The sequence below is a fragment of the Pseudomonas sp. No.117 genome (assembly GCF_054558395.1).
The window spans coordinates 715,759-740,771 of record NZ_BAAJNP010000001.1 but is presented as its reverse complement, the minus strand read 5'-3'; the positions used below and the strand labels follow the sequence as shown (position 1 = coordinate 740,771).

Here is a 25,013-nt window from a genome sequence, read left to right as displayed (position 1 = left end):
GGCAAACTAACGACTTTCTTGAAAGATAGGGCACAATCGCCGCCCTTCCGTATTCCCAGACCCGGTCCTGCCCTCAGGCCCGGGCGTTGCCGTTAAAGGACCGTCCGCGTGGAACGCCTCAAAGCCAAGATTCGCAGCGAAGGCCAGGTACTCTCCGAGCAGGTGCTCAAGGTCGATGCCTTCCTCAACCACCAGATCGATCCGGCGCTGATGCAGGCCATCGGTCAGGAATTCGCCCGCCGCTTCGCCGAAGCCGGCATCACCAAGATCGTGACCATCGAGGCCTCGGGCATCGCCCCGGCGGTGATGACCGGGCTGGAGCTGGGCGTACCGGTGATCTTCGCCCGCAAGCACCAGTCGCTGACGCTGACCGACAATCTACTGGTGGCCAGTGTCTATTCCTTTACCAAGCAGACGGAGAGCACCATAGCCGTCTCGACCATGCACCTTTCGTCCGACGATCGGGTGCTGATCATCGACGACTTCCTCGCCAACGGTAAGGCGGCCAAGGCGCTGATCTCGATCATCGGCCAGGCCGGTGCCGAGGTGGTGGGGCTCGGCATCGTCATCGAGAAGTCGTTCCAGGTCGGTCGCGCCGAACTGGACGCCCAGGGCTACCGCGTTGAATCCCTGGCCCGCGTCGCCTCCCTGGCCGACGGCCAGGTTACCTTCGCCGAGTAAGCCATGGCCCAGATACTGCGCATCCTCGGCGCCGACCTCGACCGCACCGAGACCTGGATCCGTTACGACAAGGCGATGTGCCTGGACTGCGTCTCCAGTTGCTGCACCCTGCCGGTGGAAGCCCGCCTGTCCGACCTGATCCGCATGGGCGTGGTGGACGAATTCGAGAAGGGCGAGCCGCTCAAGGACATCGCCAAGCGGCTGAAGAAGGACGGCGTGGTGGAGCGCCTGAATGCCAAGACCGGGCTGTTCACCCTGGTACGGCTGTCCAACAACGACTGCGTCTACCTGCATCCCAAGACGCGGCTGTGCACCATCTACGACCAGCGCCCGGAAACCTGCCGCAACCACCCGCGGGTCGGCCCGCGGCCGGGCTATTGCGCCTACAAGCCGCAGAAGCTGCGTTAGACGGTAGCCCGTCGTAGGTTGGGTTGAGCACAGCGAAGCCCAACAAGACGTGCCCGGCATGCCTGTATTGTTGGGCTGCGACGCAGCAGCCGTCGCAACCCAACCTACGGGTGCCTGAAGCCCTGTAGCGTGGAAAACCGCGCAGCGTTTTCCACAGGCCCGCTCGCCAATACTCGCTGAATAAGGCTGGCGCCGTCAGCCACCCTACGTACTGGACGCGTAGGTTGGGTTGAGCGCAGCGAAGCCCAACAGGGCTTACCTCGGGTGTCGGCAACGTTAGGCTTCGACGATGGAGCCGTCTCAACCCAACCTACGAGCTAACCCCCTCTCCCTCCGGGAAAGAGCTGGGGTGAGGGTGAACCTCAAGTGCCGTAGGTTGGGTTGAGCGCCAGCGAAGCCCAACAGGGCTTGCCTCGGAGTGCCGGCAACGTTGGGCTTCGACGCTGGAGCCGTCGCAACCCAACCTACGAGCTAACCCCCTCTCCCTCCGGGAAAGAGCTGGGGTGAGGGTTAACCTCAGGTGCCGGAGCTTGAGTCGAGCGCCAGCGAAGCCCGCCGGCGCTCAGAGCTCGCCACTCTCCATCGCCCGCCGCATGTCCGCCCGCTCTTCCAGGCATTCCGGGCCGGCCATGTCGAAGATCCGGCAGACCCAGGGGCGCACCTCGTAGATGCTGCAGTTCATCTGCTGGCGATCCAGGGCCGCGCACCAGCCGTCGTCGAGGCGCTTCATGCGGGTGCCGGTCCAGTCTTCCTCGATGAAGCGCGCCGGGACCCCGAGGTCGTCGAACAGCAGCACTTCCTGGCGGCAGCACCAGGCCTGACAGCTGTCGCAGGTCACGGTAGGGGTGGAAAGATCGTGCAGGGGGATGTCGCTCATCCGCTCAGTGTAACGTCCCTGGGCGCCCAGCGGTTCCCGGCCGATGGCTGGAGCAGTTACCATGCGCGCTCCCGATGATTGTAACCTCTTGTGACCATGCCCAAGCCCCCTCCCCGCGCAGGAGCCGCCATGACGGCCGCACCCCGCTATCGCTTCTATGCCGTGGTCATCGTGCTGGTCCTGCTGACCTGCGTGGTCGCCGGACGCATCACCTACCTCAAGCTGTTCGATGCCGAATTCCTCGGTGACCAGGGCGACCGCCGCTCGGTACGCCACATTCCCATCCCCGTGACCCGCGGCATGATCACCGACCGCAACGGCGCCCCCCTGGCGGTCTCCACCGAGGTGGTGACCATCTGGTGCAACCCGGCCGAGATGCAGGACAGCGCCGACCAGCTGGGTCGCCTAGCCCAGGCCATCCACAAGCCCGAGGCGGAGCTACGTAACCTGATCCTCGGCCACCCGGAAAAGCACTTCCTCTACCTGGCGCGTGCCCTGTCGCCCATCGACGGCGAGAACATCATGGCCCTAGGCGTACCGGGCGTGCGGCAGATCAAGGAATACAAGCGCTACTACCCGAGTTCCGACCTGGTGGCCCAGGTGATCGGCATGGTCAACATCGACGGCCACGGCCAGGAAGGCCTGGAACTGGGCTTCGAAGACTGGCTGGCCGGTCGCGGCGGGGTGCGCGAGGTGCTGATCAACCCGCGCGGCTCGGTGGTCAAGAACCTGCGCGTGGTGCGCCAGCCGCAACCGAGCAAGGACGTGGCCCTGTCCATCGACCTGCGCCTGCAGTTCATCGCCTATCGCGCGCTGCAGACGGCGGTGGAGAAGTTCGGTGCCCAGTCCGGCTCCGCGGTGCTGGTCAATCCCAAGACCGGGCAGATCCTGGCGATGACCAACTTCCCGTCCTACAACCCGAACAACCGCGCCACCCTGCAGATCCCCAACATGAGGAACCGCACCCTGACCGACGCCTTCGAGCCCGGCTCGGTGATCAAGCCGTTCAGCATGTCGGTGGCCCTGGCCTCGGGCAAGTTCAACGAGAACAGCACCGTGGACGTGGCACCCGGCTGGATGACCATCGACGGCCACACCATCCACGACGTGGCCAAGCGCGGCGTGCTGACCATGACCGGGGTGCTGCTCAACTCCTCCAACATCGGCATGAGCAAGGTGGCGCTGCAGATCGGCCCGCTGCCCATCTACGAACAACTCAGCCGGGTCGGCTTCGGCAACCCCATGGCGCTGGGCTTTCCCGGCGAAAACGCCGGCTACCTGCCCGGCCACACCAAGTGGTCGCAGATCGCCACCGCCAGTATGTCCTTCGGCTACAGCCTGGCGGTCAACGTCGCCGAACTGGCCCAGGCCTATTCGGTGATCGCCAACGATGGCCAGCTGACGCCCCTGACCCTGCTCAAGGACCAGAAGCAGCAAAGCGTCCAGGCCATGGACCCGACCATCGCCCGGCGCATCCGCATGATGCTCAACCATGTGGTGGAAGACGACGGCGGCGTGATCCGCGCCCGGGTACCCGGCTATCACGTGGCGGGTAAGTCGGGTACCGCGCGCAAGGCCGGCGCCGGCAGCTACACCGAGCACGCCTATCGTTCGCTGTTCGTCGGCATGGCCCCGGCCGCCGATCCCAAGCTGGTACTGGCGGTGATGCTGGATACCCCGACCAAGGAAGGCTACTTCGGCGGCCTGGTCTCGGCGCCGACCTTCAGCGAGATCATGTCCGGTGCCCTGCGCGCCCTGGCGGTACCACCGGACAACCTGCCCGAGACCAACACCGCCCAGCAGACGAAGGCCGAGCCGCATTCCCACGGTTGAGCGGGGGACGAAAACGAAAAAGGCGACCTCCGGGTCGCCCTTTTTTTGGCCGCGCGAGCCGTCAGCGGTGCAGCACGTACTGGCCGGTAAAGCGCACGCCGTCTTCGCCGTTGTCGGCGAGGATGCGCGACTGCAGGGTGATGCGGGCGCGACCACGACGGCGGAAGGTGGTCTCGAAACGCTCCCAGGCGCGCGCCTCGGCCGGTTCGCCGAAGGCGGTGGCATCGGCGGTGATCGGCCGCGGATAGCTGATCTGGCCTTCCTGGATGAGGATGTGGCCTTCCTCGATGCCCGCCTCGCGTAGGCGCAGGTACAGCCAGCCCCAGCCGGCCAGTACCGCCACGCAATAGAGGCTGCCGCCGAACATGGTGCTGGCGTGATTGATGTTGGCATCCAGCGGGGCATGCAGCTGCAGGCGCTGCTCGCTCCAGTCGCGGACTTCCAGGCCCAGGGCCTTGGTGATGGGAATATCGTGGTGCAACAGGGATTCGAGGTGACGGCAGTCGCGGCTCATGCCGGGGTCCTTACAGACAGAATTTCACTATCAGGAGCAGACGCACCCCATGACCCATGGGTCACGTCCTGGCCCCATTGTGCACCAAGGAAGGCCGCTCGGGGGAAATCGCCGCGGGCAGGCGGAAGCGGAAGCGGGCGCCGCCCAGGCTGGACTCGTCGATGGACAGGCTGCTGCGATAGCCCTCGAGGATGTCCTGTACCACGGCCAGGCCGATGCCCTGCCCGGGATGGCGGCTGTCCATGCGCATGCCGCGGCGCAGCACGCTTTCGCGGCGCTCGGCGGGAATGCCGGGGCCGTCGTCCTCGATGTCGAGGATCCAGTGCTCGGTATGCCGGCGGGCACTGACCCGCACCTGGGTCAGGCAGAGGCGGTAGGCGTTCTCCAGCAGGTTGCCGAACACCTCCAGCATGGCGGCCTCCTCGGCCTGCACCCGCAGGTTGGGCGGCAGGTCCAGCTCGGCCTGGACCCGCTTCTCGGCATAGACCTTGTCCAGGGTGCTGAACAGCGACTCCACCAGGGGCGCCAGTTCCAGCGGCCGGCTGAGCACCGCTCCGCCTTGGCGCGTGGCCCGTTGCAACTGGTACATCACCTGCTGGTTCATCCGCTCGATCTGGGTCTGCAGGGTACCGACCTCCTGGTCCAGCTGCGGCCGCCGGCGCAATTCCTCGGTTACCCCCTGCAACACCGCCAGCGGCGTCTTCAGGCTGTGGGCGAGATCGCCGAGGGTGTCGCGATAGCGTTCGCGCTGCAGGCGCTCGTGGTCGAGCAGGCGGTTGAGCGAGCGGATCAGGCGGCTGATCTCGCTGGGTACGTTCTTCTCGTCGAGCAGGTCGCGCTGATCGGTTTCCACCGCGTCCAGCTGCCGGCTCAGCCGCCGCAGCGGGCGCAGGCTCCACTGCATGACCAGCGCCAGCAGCAGCAACAGGGCGCCGAGCACCCCCACCAGCCAGAGGATCACCTGGTGGACGAAGGTGGCGCGCAGCCGCTCGTATTCCTCGGCCGGTTGCATGGTGACCACGCTGAAGCCCGCCACCGGCGGGTTGCCTAGCAGCACCTCGCGATCGAAGACGAAGAAGCCCTGGCCCTGGTCGTCGGTGGCCTTGACCAGCTTGACCCCGCCGCCGTCGAAGGTCGGCCGGTAGTTGGGCCGCTCCTTGATCGCCGAGCGCGAACGCCAGAGCAGGCGGCCGTTCTGGTCGTAGACATACCCCAGGATGGGCGAGCCGGGACGGTCGAAGACCTCCTCGGCGATCATCTCGGGCATCGCCAGCCGACCATCGATGGCCCGCGCCGCACCGATCAGGGTGTTGGCATTGGCCTCGAGGCGCGCGGCGACGAAGTTTTCCACGGTGCGGTCGAAAGCATTGCGGATCGCCGGCACCATCAGCGCCAGGCAGACGCTCACCAGCAGGGCCGCGCTGAGCAGCAGCCGCACGCGAAAGGAACGGATCACTGGCAGCGCTCGGTGAACAGGTAGCCGCGGCCGCGGACCGTCTCGATGGGCTGCATCTGGCAGCTGGCTTCCAGCTTGCGTCTCAACCGCCCCACCAGCACCTCGATGACGTTGCTGTCGTGCTCGCCATCGTCGTCGTAGAGCTGCTCCATGAGCCGCTCCTTGGTGATCACCTGTTGATGGTTGCGCATCAGGTATTCCAGCAGCCGGTACTCGTAGGCGGTGAGCTGCAGCGGCTGCTCTTCGTTGAAGGCCTGCTGGCGGCCCAGGTCCAGCTTCAGCGAGCCGGCGCGGATGCTGGGCTGGACGAAACCCGCCGAGCGCCGCAGCAGCACGTTCAAGCGCGCCTCCAGCTCTTCGAACTGGAAGGGCTTGACCACGTAGTCGTCCGCCCCGGCGCCGAGCCCCTCCACCTTGTCCTGCCAGCTGCCGCGGGCGGTGAGGATGAGGATCGGCAGGGTGGCGCCCTGGTTGCGCAGCTGGCGGATCAGATCGAGCCCGCTCATGCCGGGCAGGCCCAGATCGATGATGGCGAGGTCGTGATGGAATTCGCGGGCGCTGTAGAGCGCTTCTTCCGCATCGGCCACGGCATTGACGACATGACCGGCTTCACCCAGACGCACCTTGAGGTGGTGGCGCAGCAGGTTTTCGTCTTCGACGACGAGGATCTTCATGCAGACTCCTGAACAGCTAACGAGACTTTCTCCGGCCGCGACTGCCCGTGTCGCGAGCTTCGCGCAGCGGCGTCCTGACGCCGATTATGGCGCCTGTAGCCGGCCGGCGGCGAGAGTGAGGAAGGGATGAATGGCGTCACGGGCGTTCGCGAAAATAAAGTTCCGGGCAAAAAAAACCTCTCCAGTAGGAGAGGTAAGGAGCACTTCATGGGGATCGGAAACTGCCGTTGGGGGACGGCTCCGTCGCGAGACGGTTACAGGGGACCAGAGCTGACTTGGTGACCCTGCAATGGAGTTACAAGGATGAACATCGCCAGGTCGGGTCGAAGTGTCCGGACGATCTGCCGTAGCGGGAGCTGCGCTAGGGTGAACATGTCCGGGCGACCTCGGCGTTGCTGATCTGACAGTTGCAGATTAGGCCAATGGCCCTGAACGCTGCCTGAACTCGTCCTGAACGCCAGCTGAACGATGCTGAGGGTGGGTCGGGGGCGACGGACGGTAGCCTGGCCGCCGCCGTCGCTCCGGGAGACTCAGGGCAGCTTGGCCAGGCAACCGCTCAGGGTATCGGCCACGCCCTGCAGCAGGCCGGCATAGCCCTGGCCGTTGACCGCTACCCGGGCACCGAGCGGGTCCAGTTCCACCAGGGTCACCGGCAGGCCGCTGCTGAGGGTAGTGGCGATCTTCGGCTGCAGCGGCGGCTCGGTGAAGACACAGGTGGGGCCGGCGGCCTTGAGCTCCTCGCGCATGGCGGCCACGTGGCGCGCCCCGGGCTGGACGTCGGCGCCGAGGGCGAAGACGCCGCGGTGCGCCAGGCCGTAGGCCTCTTCGAAATAGTCGAAGGCCTCGTGGAAGACGAAGTAGGGCTTGCCGGCGACCGGCGTCAGTTGGGCACGCAGGGCCTGGTCCTTGGCCGTCAGCTGGGCCTCGAACGCCTCGAGGTTGGCGGCGTAGCGCGCGGCATTGGCCGGATCTGCCTGGCTGAGGTCGGCCGCCAGGCGGGTGGCGATCACCCGGGCGTTGGCCGGCGCCAGCCAGAGATGCGCGTCCAGGCTGCCTGGGCGATGGTCATGGTCGTGGGCGTATTCGGGCTCGCCACCCTGCGCGTGGTCATGCTCGTCGCCGTGGGCCTCGTCGTGGTCGTCGTCGCCGTGCTCGTGCTCTGCGCCGAAGCGGCGCAGGTGCAGGCCGGGCAGGTCCTGGACCGCCACGCTGGGGCCCTGACGTTCCTTGAGCACCGTAGGCAGGAAGGCTTCCAGGCTCGGCCCGATCCAGTAGACCAGGGTGGCGTCGCGCACCTGGCGCAGGTCCGAGGGGCGCAGCGCGTAGTGATGCGGCGAGGCCCCCGGCGGCAGCAGCACGGCGGGCTCGCCGGTACCGTCCTGGATGGCGGCGGCGATCAGCTGCAGGGGTTTGATGCTGGTGAGGACCTTGACCTCGGCCTGGGCCGGCAGGAGGACGCCACTGAGCAGCAGGGAAACGACGAGGGGTAGGATGCGCGGCACGTGAAAATCCCGATTCTTAAGAGAGGTGCAATATAATAACGTCCTAGCTCCTAAGGTATCGTTCCATGTCCGACGCCCCCCTGGCCTTTCGGCCCCACGATCATTCGCGCTGTGTCGCCCATGCCCTGGCCGAGGCCGACGAACTCTGCAGCCGCGCTGGCGTGCGCCTCACCGACCTGCGCAAGCGGGTGCTGGAACTGGTCTGGCAAAGCCACAAGCCGCTCGGCGCCTACGACATCCTGGCCGTGCTCAGCGAGCAGGACGGCCGGCGCGCGGCACCGCCCACCGTCTATCGGGCGCTGGATTTCCTCGTCGAGAACGGCCTGGTGCACCGCATCGCCTCGCTCAACGCCTTCGTCGGCTGCAATCACCCCGGCGAGGCCCACCAGGGCCAGTTCCTCATCTGCCGCAGCTGCCAGGTGAGCATCGAGCTGGAGCAACCCGCGGTGCACCAGGCCATCCTGGAAGGCGCCAAGGCGGTCGGTTTCCAGGTGGAAGGCCAGACCGTGGAAGTGATCGGCCAGTGCGCCGCCTGCCGGAAGCAGGCATGAGCGAGGCGCTGATCCGGCTGCAGGATGTCAGCGTGACCTTCGCCAGTCAGCCGGTGCTCGAACAGGTCAGCCTGACCCTGGATCCCGGGCGCATCGTCACCCTCATCGGCCCCAACGGGGCCGGCAAGACCACCCTGGTGCGCAGCGTGCTCGGCCTGCTCACGCCCGATCGCGGCAGCGTCTGGCGGCGACCCCGGCTGCGCATCGGCTACATGCCGCAGAAGCTGCAGGTGGATGCCACCCTGCCGCTGTCGGTGCTGCGCTTCCTGCGCCTGGTGCCGGGCGTGACCCGCGCCAGTGCCCAGGCCGCCCTGGGCGAAGTGGGCGCCGAGGGAGTGATCGATAGCCCCTTGCAGAGCATCTCCGGCGGCGAACTGCAGCGGGTGCTGCTGGCCCGCGCCCTGCTCCGCCAGCCCGAGTTGCTGGTGCTCGACGAGCCGGTGCAGGGCGTCGACATCAACGGCCAGAGCGAGCTCTACCGCTTGATCGGCCAGTTGCGCGAGCGCCATGGCTGCGGCGTGCTGATGGTGTCCCACGACCTGCACCTGGTGATGGGCGCCACCGACCAGGTGATCTGCCTGAATCGCCACGTCTGCTGCTCCGGCCATCCCGAGCAGGTCAGCGGCGATCCGGCCTACCAGGCGCTGTTCGGCCAGAGCGCACGCAACCTAGCCGTCTACCACCATCGCCACGACCACGCTCACGACCTGCATGGCAGCGTGGTTAAGACCCCGCATGTCCATGGAGCCCACTGCAAGCATGGCTGATTTCCTGCTGTATGCCCTGCTCGCCGGTCTTGCCCTCGCCCTCGTCGCCGGTCCCCTCGGTTCCTTCGTGGTCTGGCGGCGCATGGCCTATTTCGGCGACACCCTGTCCCACGCCGCCCTGCTCGGGGTGGCCCTGGGCTTCCTGCTGGATGTCAGCCCGACCCTGACCGTCACCGTCGGCTGCCTGGCGCTGGCCGTGCTGCTGGTGGTGCTGCAGCGCCGTCGTGGCCTGGCTGCCGATACCCTGCTCGGTATCCTCGCCCACAGCACCCTGTCGCTGGGGCTGGTGGCGCTGTCGTTCATGCACGAGGTGCGCATCGACCTGATGAGCTATCTGTTCGGTGACCTGCTGGCGGTCGGCCCCGGTGACCTGCGCTGGATCCTCGGCGGCAGCGCCCTGGTGCTGGCGGCCCTGGCCTGGCTGTGGCGGCCCTTGCTGGCCATCACCGTACACGAGGAACTGGCCCAGGTCGAAGGCCTGCCGGTGACCTGGATCCGCCTGGCGCTGATGCTGCTGGTGGCCATCGTCATCGCCGTGGCCATGAAGATCGTCGGGGTGCTGCTGATCACCTCGCTGCTGATCATCCCTGCCGCCACCGCCCAGCGCCACGCCCGCAGCCCGGAACAGATGGCCTGTGGCGCCAGCCTGCTGGGCATGGCGGCGGTGTGCCTGGGGCTGACGCTGTCCTGGTACCAGGACACCCCGGCCGGCCCCTCGGTGGTGGTGGCCGCGGCCGGGATGTTCCTGCTGGGCTACCTGTTGCCGCGGCGCGCCTGAGCGCGCTAGTGCGGCGCCTGCCAGACCGCCTGGCTGACGTCGACCTTGCGCGGGATCAGGCCCTGGGCCTGGAAGATGTCGGCGGTCTGCTGCTGGATGGCGATGATCTCGGGCGTCAACGGGGTCACGCCATAGCCGGTACGCGCCTGCCAGGTGGCGGTCACCGCCGCGGGCAGGCCGATCTGCTCGGCCAGGATGCGACTCACCTCCGGCTTGTGGGCATTGGCCCAGGCCCCGGCCTTGGCCAGCTCGGCCAGTAGCAGGCGGATCGCCTCGGGATGGGCATCGGCGAAGCGCCGCGACCCCTCATAGAAGCTGCTGGCGTGCAGCAGGCCCTGGTAGTCCGCCAGGACCCGTACCGACTGGCTCTGCTGAATGGCAGCGAGGTAGGGATCCCAGATTGCCCAGGCATCCACCGAGCCATTGGCGAAGGCGGCGCGGGCATCGGCGGGCGCCAGGTAGACCGGCTGGATGTCCTTGAGCGTGAGGCCGGCCTTGTTCAGCGCGGCGACCAGCAGGAAGTTGGCGCTGGAGCCCTTCTGCACCGCCACCTTCTTGCCCTTGAGTTCGCTGACCGCCTGGAGCGTGGAACCGTTCGGCACCACGATGGCCTCGACCTTCTCGCTGGCCGGTTCGGCCCCCAGGTAGACCAGGTCGATGCCGGCGGCCTGGGCGAAGATCGGCGGTGGTGAACCCGTGTAGCCGACGTCGACGCTACCGGCATTGAGCGCTTCCAGCAGCTGCGGACCGGCCTGGAATTCGCGCCAGCTGACCTGGTAACCCTGGACGCCCAGGGCCTGCTCCAGGGTGCCCTGGGCCTTGAGCACCGCCAGTAGACCGCCGCCTTTCTGGTAGCCGATACGCAGCTGCTGCTCAGCCGCCTGCACCGGCGCCAACACCCCCAGGGTGACCGCCAGCACCACGCAGAGACGCGCGAGACGTCGGAAGGACAAAGCCATGAGGACCTCCTTATATTCCATTAGAGAAGGCAAGGATGGCTTCTTTATAAAAGAATGTTTAATACGTTTCTCTGCTATGGCTATGCCTGAGCGCACCTTTGCCACGCCGACCTTGCGCCGATTGACGCTGCCCCCAGGATCGCGCCACCCTGCGCCAGCGGCGGCCACCGGGGCTGCCGCCCTTTTTCGGAGCCTGCCATGCCTTTTCTGATCGAGACCTTCGACAAGCCGGACAGCCTGGCCCTGCGCCAGCAGCATCGCCCGGCCCACCTGGATTTCCTGCGCGAGAACGCGGCCGCCCTGCTGGCCTGTGGCGCCAAGCTCAGCGACGACGGCGAGACCGCCAGTGGCAGCGTCTACATCGTCGACGTGGAAACCCGTGCCGAAGCGGAAGCCTTCCTGGCGCGCGACCCCTTCAGCAGCGCCGGGTTGCCGGGCGAGGTGCGCATCACCCGTTGGCGCAAGGCGGTGCTCGACGGCAAGGCCTTCATCTGAGCGAAAGGCGGCCTTTCCCGGCCGCCGTACCCCTTGCCACCTTAAGAAAGCCTTAAAACTGGCAGAATGCCACCTGAATCGGCGTCGTTCGCTGATGTTGCAAGTTCACACTTTCAGGAATCGCTTCGCGGAAAAGTGATGCAGCGCAAGAAAAGCCGGGCTTTTTCCGCCGCTATCGCAAGGCGGCTAACGAACTAGCCTAAGCTCAGCGGGCTCAGATGATCGATGCGCCGACATTCGTTCCCCGTCCCCTTCGAGGAATCGCTGTCTCGCCTTAGCTAGTACAGAGGACTCAGCATGACCAAGACCACGCCGGAAAAGGATCTGCGAATAGAGACGATTCGCGGACTGGCGCTGTTTCTGATGGTAGCGGGCCACGTGATCGGCAGTTCGTCCACCCTGGGCATGAAGGTGCCCGACGACTCCGTGCTGCGCTACCTCTACGATTCCCTCGTCTATATCCGGATGCCGCTGTTCACCGCTATCTCCGGCTACGTCTATGCGCTGCGCCCGGTCAACACCGGCAGCGACCTGTCGCGCTTCTACCAGGGCAAATTCAAGCGCATCGGCATCCCCCTGCTGGTGGTCTCGACGCTGTTCTTCGCCTTGCAGATGGCCGTGCCCAACACCAACTACAAGCCACAGCTGACCGACATCTTCAGCATCTACTTCTTCAGCTACGCGCACTTCTGGTTCCTGCAGTCGATCTTCTGCATCTTCGTGGCGATCGCCCTGCTGGAAAAGGCCGGACTGCTGCTGAGCCTGCGCAACTTCGGCCTGGTGTTCGCCGTGGCCCTGGCGGCCTCCTTCGCCTGGGAGAGCTTTCCGGACCTGTTCAGCCTCTACAAGGCGGTGCAGCTGTTCCCCTTCTTCTTGCTGGGCCTGGGCCTCTACCGCTTCGGCGAGCAACTCATCACCCGCCGCAACGTGACGACCATGGCCGTGGCCCTGGCGATCCTGGTGGCCCTCGACCAGGCCTACCTGTTCGAGCTGATCGATCTCGACGAGACCGACATGGCCGTGATCGGCACCGCCCTGGGCCTGGCCGCCATCAGCCTGCTGATCGCCCGCCGCTTCTACTTCAAGCCGTTGGCCTGGCTGGGTTACTTCTCCTTCGAGATCTACCTGTTCCACGTCTTCGGCACCGCCGGCGCCCGCATCGTGCTGAACAAGCTGCAGGTGCACGACGTCTGGGTGGTCTTCACCGTCAGCATGGTGATGGGCCTGTTCCTGCCGGTAGCGCTCAAGCTGATGCTGGAGCGCATCAGCCCGCTGCACTTCCTCAGCGTGGCCTTCTTCGGTGCCAAGACGCGGGTGAACCGCGCCACCCCGCCGCTGCAGAAGAAAGCCACCGCCTAGGCGCCGGCAAGAGCGTCCGGCCCGGACGACCCGCCATGAAAAAACCCACGCCAAGGCGTGGGTTTTTTCATGGCTCAGGAATATATCGTTGCCGGTAAAGACATCGTCAAAATGCTCTCAAGCTAAGTTCTCAGCCCTTGCCAATGAATTTGTGATTCGCCAATCAGGTTGTTTCTGCAAGCTCTGCTAACCTAAAAAGCTTATCAACGCTAGGACAAGGATGAACTAACGATGCCAACCTTTCTCTCGAAAACCTTCGGCGGTCTTAGCCGTAGTTACTATCTGCGCCAGCTCATGTTCGCATTTGTCATGGCTGCCATCTTCATCTGGATGTTGAGCCACGGCAATGGCCCGGCGATAAAGCCAGAGATCTATGCCCTCTTCGTCATCAACACTTTGCTCTACCCTTACTCACGCTTCGTCTACGAAAGCGTTGTCGGTTTCATCGTCGGTAACAATGTGTTCTTTGTAAATGCCATAGCTATGCTGATTGCCAAATTCATGACGATGGTTATGTGCTGGTCGATGGCAATATTTATAGCGCCCCTCGGACTTGCCTATCTCTACTGGTACCACAGCAAGCAAACGATAGACTCTTGACCGGTCTCGTTCACCTCGTCTTGCTTGCAAGGCAAGGTGAACGGGGCCTATCACTCACTCGACGCTCAGCACCACCCGGCCGCGGGTCGGGCACTGCTCCATGCAGCGGTGGGCCTCGACGTACTGGTCGAAGGAAAACACCTGCTTGATCTGCGCCTTGAGCAGCCGATCGCGCGTCAACTGGTCGATGTGCTGCAAGGCTTGGCGCACGGCGGCGCAATCCGCCTCCAGCCCCATCTCCGGCTGGCCGGTGAAATCCTGGACACAGTGGATGTAGAGCTTGAATTTCTTCTTGAAGGCCGCGCAGGCCGGCAGCGGGGTCTGGTTGCCGCCATTGAGGCCGTAGAGCAGCAGCCGACCGCGGGGCGCCATGGCCTCGCCGAGCAGCGCCAGTTGCGGACCGCCCAGGGCATCCAGGGCCACGTGCACGCCAACGCCATCGGTGATGCTGGCGATGCGGCTGACCAGGTCCTCTTCCTCGGCGGCGATGACCTTCTCGGCGCCCAGCTCGCGCAGGTAGTCGCGGTCGGCGGCGTCGTGGGTGGTGGCGATCACCCGGCCGCCCAGGGCCTTGGCCAGCTGGATGGAAACCGGACCGCAGCAGCGGCTGGCATCGGTGATCAGCACCCATTCGCCCGGTTGCAACCGCGCCTGGTGTACCAAGCCGGTGTAGGCGGTGAGCAGCGGGGTGTAGTGCACCGCGGCCTCCACCGGGGTGAGGACGTCCGGATAGCGCGTCAGGGAGGTGGCCGGATAGACCAGCTCATCGCCATAGGCCGGATAGCGGTTGATGTCGTGACCGAGGAAACTGGCCACCCGATCACCCACCGCCAGCTCGCTGACGCCTTCGCCCAGGGCGGTAACTACCCCGGCCAGTTCGCAGCCCAGCCCGGCCGGCGGAATCGCCTGCTCGGGGGCCAGGTTCTGCCGCCAGAGCACGTCGTACCAGCTCACGCCGATGGCCTCCACCCGTACCAGCACCTCGCCGGCCCCGGCCACGGGCGTGGGTCGGTCGATGCAGGTGAGCACCTCCGGCGGGCCGAACTCGGTGAACTGGATCAGGCGGGACATGGGACTACCTCGCGTTGATGCCGACCCCGGAACGGTTGCCGAGGCGGACTGCTTATGGCTAGGACTCTAACGAGCCTTGCCTTAGGATGCCATGCATCCCCATCGATAATGGACATCGCGGGAATCGATCCACTCCCGAAGCCGGGCCCTGAATGAACCGTACCGATCTGCGCCGCGTCGACCTCAATCTGCTCATCGTGTTCGAGACCCTGATGCTCGAGCGCAGCGTCACCCGTGCCGCGGAAAAGCTGTTCCTCGGCCAGCCGGCCATCAGCGCCGCCCTGGCACGGCTACGCACCCTGTTCGATGATCCGCTGTTCGTGCGTACCGGGCGCAGCATGGAGCCCACGCCGCGGGCCCAGGAGATCGCCGCCCTGCTGTCGCCGGCGCTGGACCAGATCTCCAGCGCGGTGAGCCGCACCCAGAGCTTCGAGCCGGCCAGCGCCGACCGGGTATTTCGCGTCGGCCTGTCCGACGATGTCGAATTCGCCCTGCTGCCGCCGCTGCTCCGGCGCATCCGCATCGAGGCCCCGGGCACCACCCTGGTGGTACGGCGGATGAATTACCTGACCGCCGCCGGCATGCTGGCCTCCGGCGAGATCACGGTAGCGGTGGGCTATACCGAGGAATTGCCGGCCAATTCGAAGAGAAGGCCGGTGCGCCGCTTCGGCTTCAAGGTGCTGCGCGCCGACAGCAAGCCCGGTCGCCTGACCCTGGACGAATACTGCGCCCGGCCCCATGCCCTGGTGTCCTATGCCGGCGACCTCACCGGCTACGTCGACGAATTACTCGACAAGCTCGGCCGCCAGCGGCGGGTGGTGCTGGCGGTCCCCCAGTTCAACGGCCTGGGTTCGCTGCTGGCGGAAACCGACCTGCTGGTGATGGTGCCCGACTACACCGCCCGGCTGCTGGCCAGCGCTGGCGGCCTGAGGTACGAGGATCCACCCGAGGAACTGCGCGACGGCGGCCACGAACTGCCCATGGCCTGGAGCGGCGCCCAGGATCACGACCCTGGCGAACGTTGGTTGAGGTCGCGGATCCAGATGTTCATCGGCGATCCGGACAGTCTTTAGCCAGCTCCAGTAGCGGGCATTTTCCCGGCGATGCGCACGCAAGGGCTCTATCCCGCCGTTTCCCTCCGAGCGTCATCACCGCCACCAATACCTACGGCGAAACCATCATCGCCATCGATAAATAAGTTCGAGCCCTTCGATTCGTCGCTGCCCGCGCGTGGCGGCAGACTCGCCTCCCTGACCTCTTTCCACCTCGGGCGGACTCGAACATGGATCTCTTCGCGAAAACCCTCGGCCCGCTGGCCCTGACCTCTACCCTGCTCCTCGCCGCCTGCGGCGATTCCCGGCCCCAGGCCAATGCCGCGCCGCCCGCGCCCAAGGTGAGCGCCGCCGAGGTGCTACGCCAGCCGGTGGTGGAATGGGACGAGGTAACCGGACGCCTGGAGGCGCCGGAATCCGTGGTGGTGCGCCCCCGCGTGTCCGGCTACGTCGACCGCGTGCTGTTCCACGAGGGTGCCCGGGTCAAGCGCGGCGACCTGCTGCTGCAGATCGATCCGCGCCCCTTCCAGGCCGAGGTCAAGCGCCTCGAAGCCGGCCTGCAGCAGGCCCGTGCCAACGCCAGCCGCACCGCCGACGAAGCCGCCCGCGGCGAGCGCCTGCGCAGCAGCAACGCCATCTCCGCGGAGATCGTCGAGGCCCGGCGCAGCGCCGCCCAGGAAGCCAAGGCCAGCGTCGCCGCCGCCCAGGCACAACTCGACGCCGCCCGCCTGGACCTGGGCTTCACCGAGGTCCGCGCCGCCATCGACGGCCGCGTCGGCCGCGCCGAGGTGACCGCCGGCAACCTGGTCAACGCCGGTGATACCCGCCTCACCACCCTGGTCTCCACCGACAAGGTCTATGCCTATTTCGATGCCGACGAGCGGGTCTTCCTCAAGCAGCAGGCGCTCGCCCGCCAGGGTCAGCGCGGCGCGGCCAGCCCGGTCTACATGGCGCTGTCCAACGAAGACGACTTCTCCCACGAAGGCCACATGGACTTCATGGACAACCAGCTCGATCCGCGCACCGGCACCATCCATGGCCGCGCCGTGTTCGACAACGCCGACGGCCGCTTCACCCCGGGGCTCTATGCCCGGTTGCGGCTGGTGGGCAGCGGTACCTACGAAGGCACCCTGATCCAGGACGCCGCCGTGGGTACCGACCTGGGCAAGAAATTCGTGCTGGTGGTGGACGGCCAGAACAAGGCCGCCTATCGCAACGTCGACCTGGGCCCGCGTCTGGAAGGCCTGCGCATCGTGCGCAAGGGGCTGGAAGCTGGCGATCGCATCGTGGTCAACGGCCTGCAGCGGGTGCGCCCGGGCATGACCGTCGACGCCCAGTCGGTACCCATGGCCGATGCCACCACCCTGGCCGCCCTCAAGCGCCAGCGCGACGCGGTCCTCGCCAGCCTGCCGGCGCCCACCCAGCCGCTCAAGGTGGGTAGTCGCTAGACCTCACGTTTCATCCCTGATCTTCACGCTCGTTGGTGACCCTTATCGCGGCCATGGACCGCTCCTACCGTAGGAGCGGCCCATGGCCGCGATGGAGACGCCGGCTGCGCCTCTGCACGCCTTTCGCTCAAGGACCGCTCCGATGAACTTCTCCCAGTTCTTCATCCGCCGGCCGATCTTCGCCGCCGTGCTCTCGCTGATCATCTTGATCGGCGGGGCCATCTCGCTGTTCCAGCTGCCGATCAGCGAATACCCCGAGGTGGTGCCGCCCACCGTGGTGGTGCGCGCCACCTTCCCCGGCGCCAACCCCAAGGTGATCGGCGAGACCGTGGCCGCGCCCCTGGAGCAGGCCATGAACGGCGTGGAGCACATGCTCTACCTGTCGTCCCAGTCCACCGCCGACGGCAAGCTGACGCTGACCATCACCTTCGCCCTGGGCACCAACCTGGATACCGCCCAGGTGCAGGTGCAGAACCGCGTCACCCGCACCCTGCCCAAGCTGCCGGAAGAGGTGCAGCGCCTCGGCGTGACCGCCGACAAGGCCTCGCCGGACCTGGCGATGGTGGTGCACCTGACCTCGCCGGACCAGCGCTACGACATGCTCTATCTGTCCAACTACGCCCTGATCAACGTCAAGGACGAACTGGCGCGACTGGACGGCGTGGGTGACGTCCAGCTGTTCGGCATGGGCGACTATTCCCTGCGCGTCTGGCTCGATCCGGACAAGGTGGCCTCGCGCGGCCTGACCGCCAGCGACGTGGTCACCGCCATCCGCGAGCAGAATCGCCAGGTCGCCGCCGGTGCCCTCGGCGCGCCGCCGGCCCCGGGCAGCACCAGCTTCCAGCTGGCCATCAACACCCAGGGCCGCCTGGTGGACGAGGAAGAATTCGCCAACATCATCGTGCGCGCCGGCAGCGACGGCCAGATCACCCGGCTGCGCGACATCGCCCGCATCGAACTGGGCTCCAACCAGTACGCCCTGAGGTCCCTGCTGAACAACCAGCCGGCGGTGGCCATCCCGATCTTCCAGCGCCCCGGCAGCAACGCCATCGACCTGTCCAACCAGGTACGCGCCAAGATGGCCGAGCTCAAGCAGAGCTTCCCCCAGGGCATGGACTACGAGATCGTCTACGACCCGACCATCTTCGTACGCGGCTCCATCGAGGCCGTGGTGCATACCCTGTTCGAAGCCATCATTCTGGTGGTGCTGGTGGTGATCCTGTTCCTGCAGACCTGGCGCGCCTCCATCATCCCCCTGGCGGCGGTACCGGTATCGCTGATCGGCACCTTCGCGGTGATGCACGCCTTCGGCTTCTCGCTCAATGCGCTGTCCCTGTTCGGCCTGGTGCTGGCCATCGGCATCGTGGTGGACGACGCCATCGTGGTGGTGGAAAACGTCGAGCGGAACATCGGTCTGGGCCTCGACCCGGTGGCGGCCACCCGGCGCGCCATGGGCGAGGTGACCGGCCCGATCATCGCCACCGCCCTGGTACTCTGCGCAGTGTTCGTACCCACCGCCTTCATCTCCGGTCTTACCGGGCAGTTCTATCGCCAGTTCGCCCTGACCATCGCCATCTCCACGGTGATCTCGGCCTTCAACTCCCTGACCCTGTCGCCGGCCCTGGCCGCGGTGCTGCTCAAGGGTCACGACGCGCCCAAGGACCGCTTCTCGCGGCTGCTCGACCGGCTGTTCGGCGGCTGGCTGTTCGCCCCCTTCAACCGCTTCTTCGACAAGGCCAGCCACGGCTACGTCGGCGCCGTGCGCCGCGTGCTGCGCGGCGGTTCCATCGTGCTGGTGCTCTATGTGGTGCTGCTCGGCCTGACCGGCCTGGGTCTGGTGAAGACGCCGACCGGCTTCGTGCCGCCGCAGGACAAGCAGTACCTGGTGGCCTTCGCCCAGTTGCCCGATGCCGCCACCCTGGATCGCAGTGAGGACGTCATCCGCCGCATGTCGGCCATCGCCCTCAAGCACCCCGGCGTGGAAAGCACCGTGGCCTTCCCCGGCCTGTCCATCAACGGCTTCACCAACAGCCCCAACAGCGGCATCGTCTTCGTGACCTTGAAGCCCTTCGAGGAACGCCGCGATCCCTCGCTGTCGGCCGGTGCCATCGCCGCCCAGCTCAATGGTGAATTCGCGTCCATCCAGGAATCCATCATCGCCATCTTCCCGCCGCCGCCGGTACAGGGGCTGGGCAGCATCGGCGGCTTCCGCCTGCAGGTGGAGGACCGCGGCAACCTGGGCTACGAAGAACTCTACACCCAGACCCAGAGCGTGCTGGCCAAGGCGCGGCAGTTGCCGGAGCTGGCGCCGGAGTCGCTGTTCACCAGCTACCAGGTCAACGTGCCGCAGATCGATGCCCACATCGACCGCGAGAAGGCCAAGACCCACGGGGTGCCCATCGACGCCATCTTCGACACCCTGCAGGCCTACCTGGGCTCGGTCTACGCCAACGACTTCAATCGCTTCGGCCGCACCTTCCAGGTCAACGTCCAGGCCGACCAGCGCTTCCGCCTGGAGCCCGAGCAGATCGGCCAGCTGAAGGTGCGCAACGACCGCGGCGAGATGGTGCCCCTGTCCACCTTCGTCAAGATCAGCGATACCGCCGGCCCCGACCGGGTGATGCACTACAACGGCTTCCTCACCGCCGAGATCAACGGCGCGCCGGCCCCGGGCTACAGCTCCGGCCAGGCCCAGGCGGCCATCGAGCGGCTGCTCAAGCAGGAGCTGCCCAACGGCATGACCTTCGAATGGACCGAGCTGACCTACCAGCAGATCCTCTCCGGCAATACCGCCCTGCTGGTGTTCCCGCTCTGCGTACTGCTGGCCTTCCTGGTGCTGGCCGCCCAGTACGAGAGCTGGAGCCTGCCGCTGGCGGTGATCCTGATCGTGCCCATGACCCTGCTCTCGGCCATCACCGGGGTGATCCTGGCCGGCAGCGACAACAACATCTTCACCCAGATCGGCCTGATCGTGCTGGTGGGCCTGGCGTGCAAGAACGCCATCCTCATCGTCGAATTCGCCAAGGACCAGCAGGCCACCGGCAAGGACCGCGTCGCCGCGGTGCTGGAGGCCTGCCGCCTGCGGCTGCGGCCGATCCTGATGACCAGCTTCGCCTTCATCATGGGCGTGGTACCCCTGGTGACCTCCACCGGCGCCGGCGCCGAGATGCGCCACGCCATGGGCGTCGCGGTGTTCTCCGGGATGCTCGGGGTGACCTTCTTCGGCCTGCTGCTCACACCGCTGTTCTATGTGCTGGTGCGCGCCTTCGTGGAGCGTCGCCAGGCCCGTTCCGCCATCGCCCGGGAGGCCCAGGCATGAAGGTCTTCGCTCCCCTGCTGCTGGCGCTGGCGGTCTCCGCCTGCGCCGTCGGCCCGCACTACCAGGCGCCGCAGCCGGCGCCCGCCCAGCTCAAGGCCAGCCAGCAGCCCAGCGTCTATGACCAGGGCCGCTTCGAGGCCCTCTGGTGGCGCCAGTTCGAGGACCCGACCCTCAACGCCCTGGTCGCCAGCAGCCTGGAAGGCAACCGCGAACTGCGCGCCGCCTTCGCCCGGCTGCGCGCCGCCCGTGCCCTGCGCGACGACGATGCCAACGACCTTTATCCGACGGTCACCAGCCGCGCCAGCAGCCAGCTCGGCAAGGCCCAGCAACCCGGCTTCACCGAGGAACGGGTCAACAGCGACCGCTACGACCTGGGCCTGGACATGGCCTGGGAAATCGATCTGTTCGGCCGGGTCCGCCATACCCTGGAAGGCAGCGATGCCCGCGCCGAGGCGGCAGCGTCCGACCTCGCCGCCCTGCAGGTCAGCCTGATCGCCGAGCTGGTGGATGCCTACGGCGACCTGCGCGGCGCCCAGCTGCGCGAACGCATCGCCCGCGACAACCTGGGCAACCAGCGTGAAGCGCGGCGGCTGACTGTGACCCTCAGGGACGAAGGCATGGGCAGCGACCTGGACGTGCAGCGCAGCGAAGCGCGCCTGGCCGCCACCGAAGCCAGCCTGCCGGAGTTCCAGGCCCAGGCCACCCGCGCGCGCAACCGTATCGCCACCCTGCTCGGCCAGCGCCCGGATGCGCTCAGCGTGGACCTCTCACCCAAGGCCCTGCCGGCCATCGCCAAGCGCCTGCCCATCGGCGATCCCGGCGAGCTGCTGCGCCGCCGTCCGGACGTGGCCGCTGCCGAGCGCAGGCTGGCCGCCGCCACCGCCGACGTGGGCGTGGCCACCGCCGACCTCTTCCCGCGGGTCAGCCTCTCCGGCTTTCTCGGCTTCACCGCCGGGCGCGGCTCGCAGATCGGCAGCAGCGCCGCCCGCGCCTGGGGCCTCGGCCCGAGCATCAGCTGGCCGGCCTTCGACCTGGGCAGCGTGCGCGCCCGCTTGCGTGGTGCCCGCGCCGGTTCCGATGAGGCCCTGGCCAACTACGAGCAGCAGGTGCTGACCGCCCTGGAGGAGAGCGCCAACGCCTTCAGCGACTACGGGCGCCGCCAGGAACGCCTGCAGGCCCTGATCCGCCAGTCGGTGGCCAGCCGCGCCGCCGCCGACCAGGCCGAGATCCGCTATCGCGAAGGTGGCACCGACTTCCTGGTGCTGCTCGACGCCCAGCGCGAGCGCCTGGCCGCCGAAGACCAGCAGGCCCAGGGCGAGATCGAGCTCTATCGCGGCATCGTCGCCCTCTACAAGGCCCTGGGTGGCGGCTGGGATGTCCAGCCGGCCCGTCTCGCCCAGGCCACCGCTTCCCCCGCGCCGGCGCTCTGACCGCTGGCGCTTACCCCCGGCACGCGTTTCTTGCTCCTTTGGCGTGTCGGGGCTTTTTCTTCCCTACCCCGGCGCCTCGCTCCTGGCGGGCGCCGGGCGCTTCCTCTCCCGTCGACCTGAGCAAATGCCCGTTCCAGGGGTCTCAAGGATGCCTGGCGCGTGGCTTGCGGCTGCCCGGATCCCGCGCTCGCCGCCGCGCGCCTGTTTCCTAATATTTTGTAAGGGAGATAGGCCTAGAAATTCGTGGTCTGTCTTTTATTATCACTGAAGGTTATTAAACCGTCGGTTCTTGTACGAAACCTTGAGGGTGGTTCGCCTTCCCATCGCCGGCTTGGCGACCTTGCGGGTGGGCAGGCGCATTGCCGCCAGAGGCATCGAGGAAGCCCAGTCGACCACACCGCCGCGAGGCGGCTAGCTACAGGATGCAGGCATGCTATTGGCGCTGATCATCGCGTTGCCTTTCATGGGCACACTCCTTTCGCTGCTGGCCGGGCGCCGGGGCCGATCGGCCTGTGCCCTGGCGACCGCGCTGGCCCCCGCCGTGGCCCTGGCCCTGCTGCTATGGCAACTGCCCGCCGTGCTGGACGGCGCCGTGCTCTTGCACCGCATGGACTGGCTGCCCGCCCTGGGCCTGAATCTCAGCCTGCGCCTGGACGGCCTGGGGCTGATGTTCGCCCTGATGATCCTGGTCATCGGCCTCTTGGTGATCCTCTACGCCGCCTACTACCTGGGCAAGGACGAACCGGTCGGGCGCTTCTTCGCCTACCTGCTGCTGTTCATGGGCGCCATGCTGGGCATGGTGCTGGCGGAAAACCTGCTGCTGCTGATGGTGTTCTGGGAGCTGACCAGCCTGGCCTCCTTCCTGCTGATCGGCTTCTGGAGCCACAGCAAGGAAGCGCGCCAGGGCGCGCGCATGGCGCTGACCGTCACCGGCGGCGGCGGCCTGGCCCTGCTCGCCGGCATCCTGCTGATCGGCCATATCGTCGGCAGCTTCGAGCTGACCGACGTCCTCGCCGCCGGCCCGCTGATCACCGGCCACGCCCTCTATCCGCTGGCGCTGATCCTGGTGCTGCTCGGCGTCTTCACCAAGTCCGCACAGTTTCCCTTCCACTTCTGGCTGCCCCAGGCCATGGCCGCGCCGACGCCAGTGTCGGCCTACCTGCATTCGGCGACCATGGTCAAGGCCGGGGTCTTCCTGCTGGCGCGCCTCTATCCGGCACTGGCCGATTCGGACTGGTGGTTCTACATCGTCACCCTCACCGGCCTCGCCACCCTGGTGGTGGGCGCCGTCCTGGCGCTGTTCCAGCACGACCTGAAAGGGCTGCTGGCCTATTCCACCATCAGCCACCTGGGCCTGATCACCCTGCTGTTCGGCCTCGATACCCAGCTGTCCACCGTGGCGGCGGTGTTCCACATCCTTAACCACGCCACCTTCAAGGCCTCGCTGTTCATGGCCGCCGGGATCATCGACCACGAGACCGGCAGCCGCGACATGCGCCGCCTCGCCGGTCTTTGGCGCTACATGCCGCACACCGCGGTGCTGGCCATGGTCGCCGCCGCGGCCATGGGCGGGGTGCCCCTGCTCAACGGCTTCCTGAGCAAGGAGATGTTCTTCAACGAGACCCTCAACCACGGCCTGTTCGGCAGCTTCAGCTGGATAGTGCCGGCGGTGGCGGTGCTCTACGGGGTCTTCTCGGTGGCCTATTCGCTGCGCTTCATCCACGACGTCTTCTTCAACGGCGAACCGCGCGACCTGCCCCACTATCCACCCCACGAGCCGCCGCGCTACATGAAGATCCCGGTGGAGATCCTGGTGCTGCTCTGCCTGCTGGTGGGCATAGTGCCCGGCTACACCGTGGCGCCGCTGCTGGCCGTGGGCGCCGGCGCCGCCCTGGGTGGCAGCCTGCCCGAGTACAGCCTGGCCATCTGGCACGGCTTCAATACCGCCCTGATGATGAGCATCCTGGCCATGGTCGGCGGCGTGGTGGTCTATGCCTGCCGCCAGCCGCTGTTCCGCTGGCAGGCGGGCCTGCCGGACGTCGACGCCCGGCTGGTCTTCGAGCACGCCCTCAACCGGCTGATCGGCTTCGCCCAACGGCTCACCCGACGCCTGGAAAGCGGCTCGCTGCAGGGCTACATCGCGCTGATGCTCGGTGCCACCCTGCTGTTGCTGATAGCCGCGCTGTCCGGGCTCGATGCCCTCGGCGGCGCGGTCGCGCTGTCGCCCTTCGATCCGCTCACCGCCCTGGGCCTGGGTATCCTCATGCTGACCGCGGTGCTGACGGTGGTCTTCCATCGCAACCGCCTCAAGGCACTGATGACCCTGAGCACCGTGGGCCTGATCGTCTCCCTGCTGTTCGCCCGCTATTCCGCGCCGGACCTGGCGCTGACCCAGCTGTCGGTGGAGGTGGTGACCATCATCCTGCTGGTACTGGCGCTGTTCTTCATGCCCGATCGCACCCCCATCGAATCCAGCAGCCTGCGCGGCCTGCGCGATGTGCTGCTGGCCGGTGGCCTGGGCTTGATGGTGGCGCTGCTGGCCTATGCCGTGCTGACCCGCCCCTATGAGGGCATCGGCGACTTCTTCCTGGCCAACTCGGTGTCCGGTGGCGGTGGCTACAACGTGGTCAACGTCATCCTGGTGGACTTCCGCGGCTTCGACACCCTGGGCGAGATCACCGTGCTGGCCATCGCCGCCGCCGGCGTCTACGGCCTGCTCAAGCACCTGCACCTGCCGCATCCGCTGGTCGATCCCAAGGGCACGCCCTGGTCCCGCGACAGCCACCCGATGATCCTCAACAACGTGGCCCGGGTGCTGCTGCCGCTGGCGCTGCTGGTGTCGGCCTTCATCTTCGTGCGCGGCCACAACCTGCCCGGCGGCGGCTTCATCGCCGGCCTGATCACCGCCATCGCCCTGATCCTGCAGTACGTCGCCCATGGCGTGACCTGGACCCAGCGCCGCCTGCCCGTCAGCTACCACACCCTGGCCGGACTCGGCGTGCTGATCGCCGCCCTCACCGGGCTGGGCTCCCTGGCGTTCGGCCGGCCCTTCCTCACCACCGCCTTCGATTACTTCGCCATCCCGCTGATCGGCAAGACCGAATTGGCCACCGCCCTGATCTTCGACCTGGGCGTCTACCTCGCCGTCGTCGGCGCCACCCTCCTGATCCTCTCCAACCTCGGCCACGTCAGCCGGGACGAGACGGACAAGGACGGTTCCAGCCAGGAGGTGCTCTAGC

The 25,013-nt window shown here is 66.8% G+C and carries 21 protein-coding genes; 14 read left to right on the top strand and 7 right to left on the bottom strand.

All coding sequences use genetic code 11. The annotated features are described in order from the left end of the window. The first annotated feature begins 108 nt into the window (after window positions 1–108). Together ACYJP6_RS03450 and ACYJP6_RS03445 are read left to right on the top strand one after the other, a co-directional pair. A complete protein-coding gene (locus ACYJP6_RS03450; protein ID WP_459473378.1) occupies window positions 109–681 on the top strand; it encodes a xanthine phosphoribosyltransferase in 573 nt (190 codons plus the stop codon). 3 nt (window positions 682–684) lie between these two features. Then, window positions 685–1,089, top strand: coding sequence for a YkgJ family cysteine cluster protein (locus ACYJP6_RS03445; protein WP_027600650.1), 405 nt, complete (start codon window positions 685–687; stop codon window positions 1,087–1,089). Between the two features lie 562 nt (window positions 1,090–1,651). On the opposite strand, the gene ACYJP6_RS03440 is transcribed toward ACYJP6_RS03445, so the two are convergent. Beyond that, window positions 1,652–1,966: a YkgJ family cysteine cluster protein gene (locus tag ACYJP6_RS03440; RefSeq protein WP_459473438.1), complete on the bottom strand. Its 315-nt coding sequence runs from the start codon at window positions 1,964–1,966 to the stop codon at window positions 1,652–1,654. A 129-nt stretch (window positions 1,967–2,095) separates the two neighbouring features. Here ACYJP6_RS03440 and ACYJP6_RS03435 point away from each other — a divergent pair, with 129 nt between their 5' ends. Next, complete coding sequence (locus ACYJP6_RS03435; protein WP_459473376.1) at window positions 2,096–3,799, top strand: peptidoglycan D,D-transpeptidase FtsI family protein; 1,704 nt, start codon at window positions 2,096–2,098, stop codon at window positions 3,797–3,799. 61 nt (window positions 3,800–3,860) lie between these two features. On the opposite strand, the gene ACYJP6_RS03430 is transcribed toward ACYJP6_RS03435, so the two are convergent. The 4 genes from ACYJP6_RS03430 to znuA all read right to left on the bottom strand — a co-directional run bounded on the left by ACYJP6_RS03430 (window position 3,861) and on the right by znuA (window position 7,945). Continuing rightward, on the bottom strand, window positions 3,861–4,313 hold the full coding sequence (locus ACYJP6_RS03430; protein WP_145011384.1) for a thioesterase domain-containing protein: 453 nt from the start codon (window positions 4,311–4,313) through the stop codon (window positions 3,861–3,863). Between the two features lie 61 nt (window positions 4,314–4,374). After that, a complete protein-coding gene (locus tag ACYJP6_RS03425; protein ID WP_459473373.1) occupies window positions 4,375–5,769 on the bottom strand; it encodes an ATP-binding protein in 1,395 nt (464 codons plus the stop codon). Next, window positions 5,766–6,443, bottom strand: a complete 678-nt coding sequence (locus tag ACYJP6_RS03420; RefSeq protein ID WP_007159882.1) for a response regulator transcription factor — start codon at window positions 6,441–6,443, stop codon at window positions 5,766–5,768. Before ACYJP6_RS03420 ends, ACYJP6_RS03425 begins: the two co-directional genes overlap by 4 nt. A 530-nt stretch (window positions 6,444–6,973) precedes the next feature. Then, the gene (gene znuA / locus ACYJP6_RS03415) at window positions 6,974–7,945 is read right to left on the bottom strand and encodes a zinc ABC transporter substrate-binding protein ZnuA (protein WP_459473371.1); all 972 of its coding nucleotides are present in this window, start codon (window positions 7,943–7,945) and stop codon (window positions 6,974–6,976) included. Between the two features lie 65 nt (window positions 7,946–8,010). On the opposite strand from znuA, the gene ACYJP6_RS03410 reads away from it, so the two are divergent. Genes ACYJP6_RS03410 through znuB form a run of 3 tightly spaced genes read left to right on the top strand, consistent with a single transcriptional unit; the run spans window position 8,011 to window position 10,041 of the window. Continuing rightward, window positions 8,011–8,496, top strand: a complete 486-nt coding sequence (locus ACYJP6_RS03410; protein WP_145011382.1) for a Fur family transcriptional regulator — start codon at window positions 8,011–8,013, stop codon at window positions 8,494–8,496. Next, window positions 8,493–9,263, top strand: a complete 771-nt coding sequence (znuC, locus tag ACYJP6_RS03405) for a zinc ABC transporter ATP-binding protein ZnuC (RefSeq protein ID WP_459473369.1) — start codon at window positions 8,493–8,495, stop codon at window positions 9,261–9,263. Before ACYJP6_RS03410 ends, znuC begins: the two co-directional genes overlap by 4 nt. After that, window positions 9,256–10,041: a zinc ABC transporter permease subunit ZnuB gene (gene znuB, locus ACYJP6_RS03400; RefSeq protein ID WP_459473367.1), complete on the top strand. Its 786-nt coding sequence runs from the start codon at window positions 9,256–9,258 to the stop codon at window positions 10,039–10,041. The genes znuC and znuB overlap by 8 nt, the downstream gene beginning before the upstream one ends. Before the next feature lie 5 nt (window positions 10,042–10,046). On the opposite strand, the gene ACYJP6_RS03395 is transcribed toward znuB, so the two are convergent. Then, window positions 10,047–11,000: an aliphatic sulfonate ABC transporter substrate-binding protein gene (locus tag ACYJP6_RS03395; RefSeq protein WP_459473365.1), complete on the bottom strand. Its 954-nt coding sequence runs from the start codon at window positions 10,998–11,000 to the stop codon at window positions 10,047–10,049. A gap of 198 nt (window positions 11,001–11,198) precedes the next feature. Here ACYJP6_RS03395 and ACYJP6_RS03390 point away from each other — a divergent pair, with 198 nt between their 5' ends. From ACYJP6_RS03390 to ACYJP6_RS03380, 3 genes are all read left to right on the top strand, one after another. Continuing rightward, window positions 11,199–11,495: a YciI family protein gene (locus ACYJP6_RS03390; protein ID WP_459473363.1), complete on the top strand. Its 297-nt coding sequence runs from the start codon at window positions 11,199–11,201 to the stop codon at window positions 11,493–11,495. Between the two features lie 297 nt (window positions 11,496–11,792). Beyond that, window positions 11,793–12,854, top strand: coding sequence for an acyltransferase family protein (locus tag ACYJP6_RS03385; RefSeq protein WP_459473361.1), 1,062 nt, complete (start codon window positions 11,793–11,795; stop codon window positions 12,852–12,854). Between the two features lie 231 nt (window positions 12,855–13,085). Beyond that, window positions 13,086–13,454, top strand: a complete 369-nt coding sequence (locus tag ACYJP6_RS03380) for a hypothetical protein (protein WP_459473359.1) — start codon at window positions 13,086–13,088, stop codon at window positions 13,452–13,454. A gap of 54 nt (window positions 13,455–13,508) precedes the next feature. On the opposite strand, the gene ACYJP6_RS03375 is transcribed toward ACYJP6_RS03380, so the two are convergent. After that, on the bottom strand, window positions 13,509–14,525 hold the full coding sequence (locus tag ACYJP6_RS03375) for a zinc-dependent alcohol dehydrogenase family protein (protein WP_459473357.1): 1,017 nt from the start codon (window positions 14,523–14,525) through the stop codon (window positions 13,509–13,511). A gap of 152 nt (window positions 14,526–14,677) precedes the next feature. On the opposite strand from ACYJP6_RS03375, the gene ACYJP6_RS03370 reads away from it, so the two are divergent. The 5 genes from ACYJP6_RS03370 (at window position 14,678) to ACYJP6_RS03350 (ending at window position 25,012) form a co-directional block, all read left to right on the top strand. Next, window positions 14,678–15,598 (top strand): LysR family transcriptional regulator, encoded by a 921-nt coding sequence (locus ACYJP6_RS03370; RefSeq protein WP_058761652.1) that lies wholly within the window; start codon window positions 14,678–14,680, stop codon window positions 15,596–15,598. Window positions 15,599–15,807: 209 nt separating this feature from the next. Beyond that, the gene (locus ACYJP6_RS03365; protein WP_459473354.1) at window positions 15,808–17,025 is read left to right on the top strand and encodes an efflux RND transporter periplasmic adaptor subunit; all 1,218 of its coding nucleotides are present in this window, start codon (window positions 15,808–15,810) and stop codon (window positions 17,023–17,025) included. 142 nt (window positions 17,026–17,167) lie between these two features. Further along, window positions 17,168–20,344, top strand: coding sequence for an efflux RND transporter permease subunit (locus tag ACYJP6_RS03360; protein ID WP_459473352.1), 3,177 nt, complete (start codon window positions 17,168–17,170; stop codon window positions 20,342–20,344). After that, on the top strand, window positions 20,341–21,774 hold the full coding sequence (locus tag ACYJP6_RS03355) for an efflux transporter outer membrane subunit (protein ID WP_459473350.1): 1,434 nt from the start codon (window positions 20,341–20,343) through the stop codon (window positions 21,772–21,774). The genes ACYJP6_RS03360 and ACYJP6_RS03355 overlap by 4 nt, the downstream gene beginning before the upstream one ends. A 430-nt stretch (window positions 21,775–22,204) precedes the next feature. Continuing rightward, window positions 22,205–25,012: a monovalent cation/H+ antiporter subunit A gene (locus ACYJP6_RS03350; protein ID WP_459473348.1), complete on the top strand. Its 2,808-nt coding sequence runs from the start codon at window positions 22,205–22,207 to the stop codon at window positions 25,010–25,012. The last annotated feature ends 1 nt before the right edge of the window (window position 25,013 follow it).

Excerpts from the sequence above, each read along its gene's own strand:
- ACYJP6_RS03445 (WP_027600650.1), top strand. The coding sequence starts at position 685 with ATGGCCCAGATACTGCGCATCCTCGGCGCCGACCTCGACCGCACCGAG.
- ACYJP6_RS03440 (WP_459473438.1), bottom strand. The coding sequence starts at position 1,966 with ATGAGCGACATCCCCCTGCACGATCTTTCCACCCCTACCGTGACCTGC.
- ACYJP6_RS03435 (WP_459473376.1), top strand. The coding sequence starts at position 2,096 with ATGACGGCCGCACCCCGCTATCGCTTCTATGCCGTGGTCATCGTGCTG.
- ACYJP6_RS03430 (WP_145011384.1), bottom strand. The coding sequence starts at position 4,313 with ATGAGCCGCGACTGCCGTCACCTCGAATCCCTGTTGCACCACGATATT.
- ACYJP6_RS03420 (WP_007159882.1), bottom strand. The coding sequence starts at position 6,443 with ATGAAGATCCTCGTCGTCGAAGACGAAAACCTGCTGCGCCACCACCTC.
- ACYJP6_RS03410 (WP_145011382.1), top strand. The coding sequence starts at position 8,011 with ATGTCCGACGCCCCCCTGGCCTTTCGGCCCCACGATCATTCGCGCTGT.
- znuC (WP_459473369.1), top strand. The coding sequence starts at position 8,493 with ATGAGCGAGGCGCTGATCCGGCTGCAGGATGTCAGCGTGACCTTCGCC.
- znuB (WP_459473367.1), top strand. The coding sequence starts at position 9,256 with ATGGCTGATTTCCTGCTGTATGCCCTGCTCGCCGGTCTTGCCCTCGCC.
- ACYJP6_RS03395 (WP_459473365.1), bottom strand. The coding sequence starts at position 11,000 with ATGGCTTTGTCCTTCCGACGTCTCGCGCGTCTCTGCGTGGTGCTGGCG.
- ACYJP6_RS03390 (WP_459473363.1), top strand. The coding sequence starts at position 11,199 with ATGCCTTTTCTGATCGAGACCTTCGACAAGCCGGACAGCCTGGCCCTG.
- ACYJP6_RS03385 (WP_459473361.1), top strand. The coding sequence starts at position 11,793 with ATGACCAAGACCACGCCGGAAAAGGATCTGCGAATAGAGACGATTCGC.
- ACYJP6_RS03380 (WP_459473359.1), top strand. The coding sequence starts at position 13,086 with ATGCCAACCTTTCTCTCGAAAACCTTCGGCGGTCTTAGCCGTAGTTAC.
- ACYJP6_RS03375 (WP_459473357.1), bottom strand. The coding sequence starts at position 14,525 with ATGTCCCGCCTGATCCAGTTCACCGAGTTCGGCCCGCCGGAGGTGCTC.
- ACYJP6_RS03370 (WP_058761652.1), top strand. The coding sequence starts at position 14,678 with ATGAACCGTACCGATCTGCGCCGCGTCGACCTCAATCTGCTCATCGTG.
- ACYJP6_RS03365 (WP_459473354.1), top strand. The coding sequence starts at position 15,808 with ATGGATCTCTTCGCGAAAACCCTCGGCCCGCTGGCCCTGACCTCTACC.
- ACYJP6_RS03360 (WP_459473352.1), top strand. The coding sequence starts at position 17,168 with ATGAACTTCTCCCAGTTCTTCATCCGCCGGCCGATCTTCGCCGCCGTG.
- ACYJP6_RS03355 (WP_459473350.1), top strand. The coding sequence starts at position 20,341 with ATGAAGGTCTTCGCTCCCCTGCTGCTGGCGCTGGCGGTCTCCGCCTGC.
- ACYJP6_RS03350 (WP_459473348.1), top strand. The coding sequence starts at position 22,205 with ATGCTATTGGCGCTGATCATCGCGTTGCCTTTCATGGGCACACTCCTT.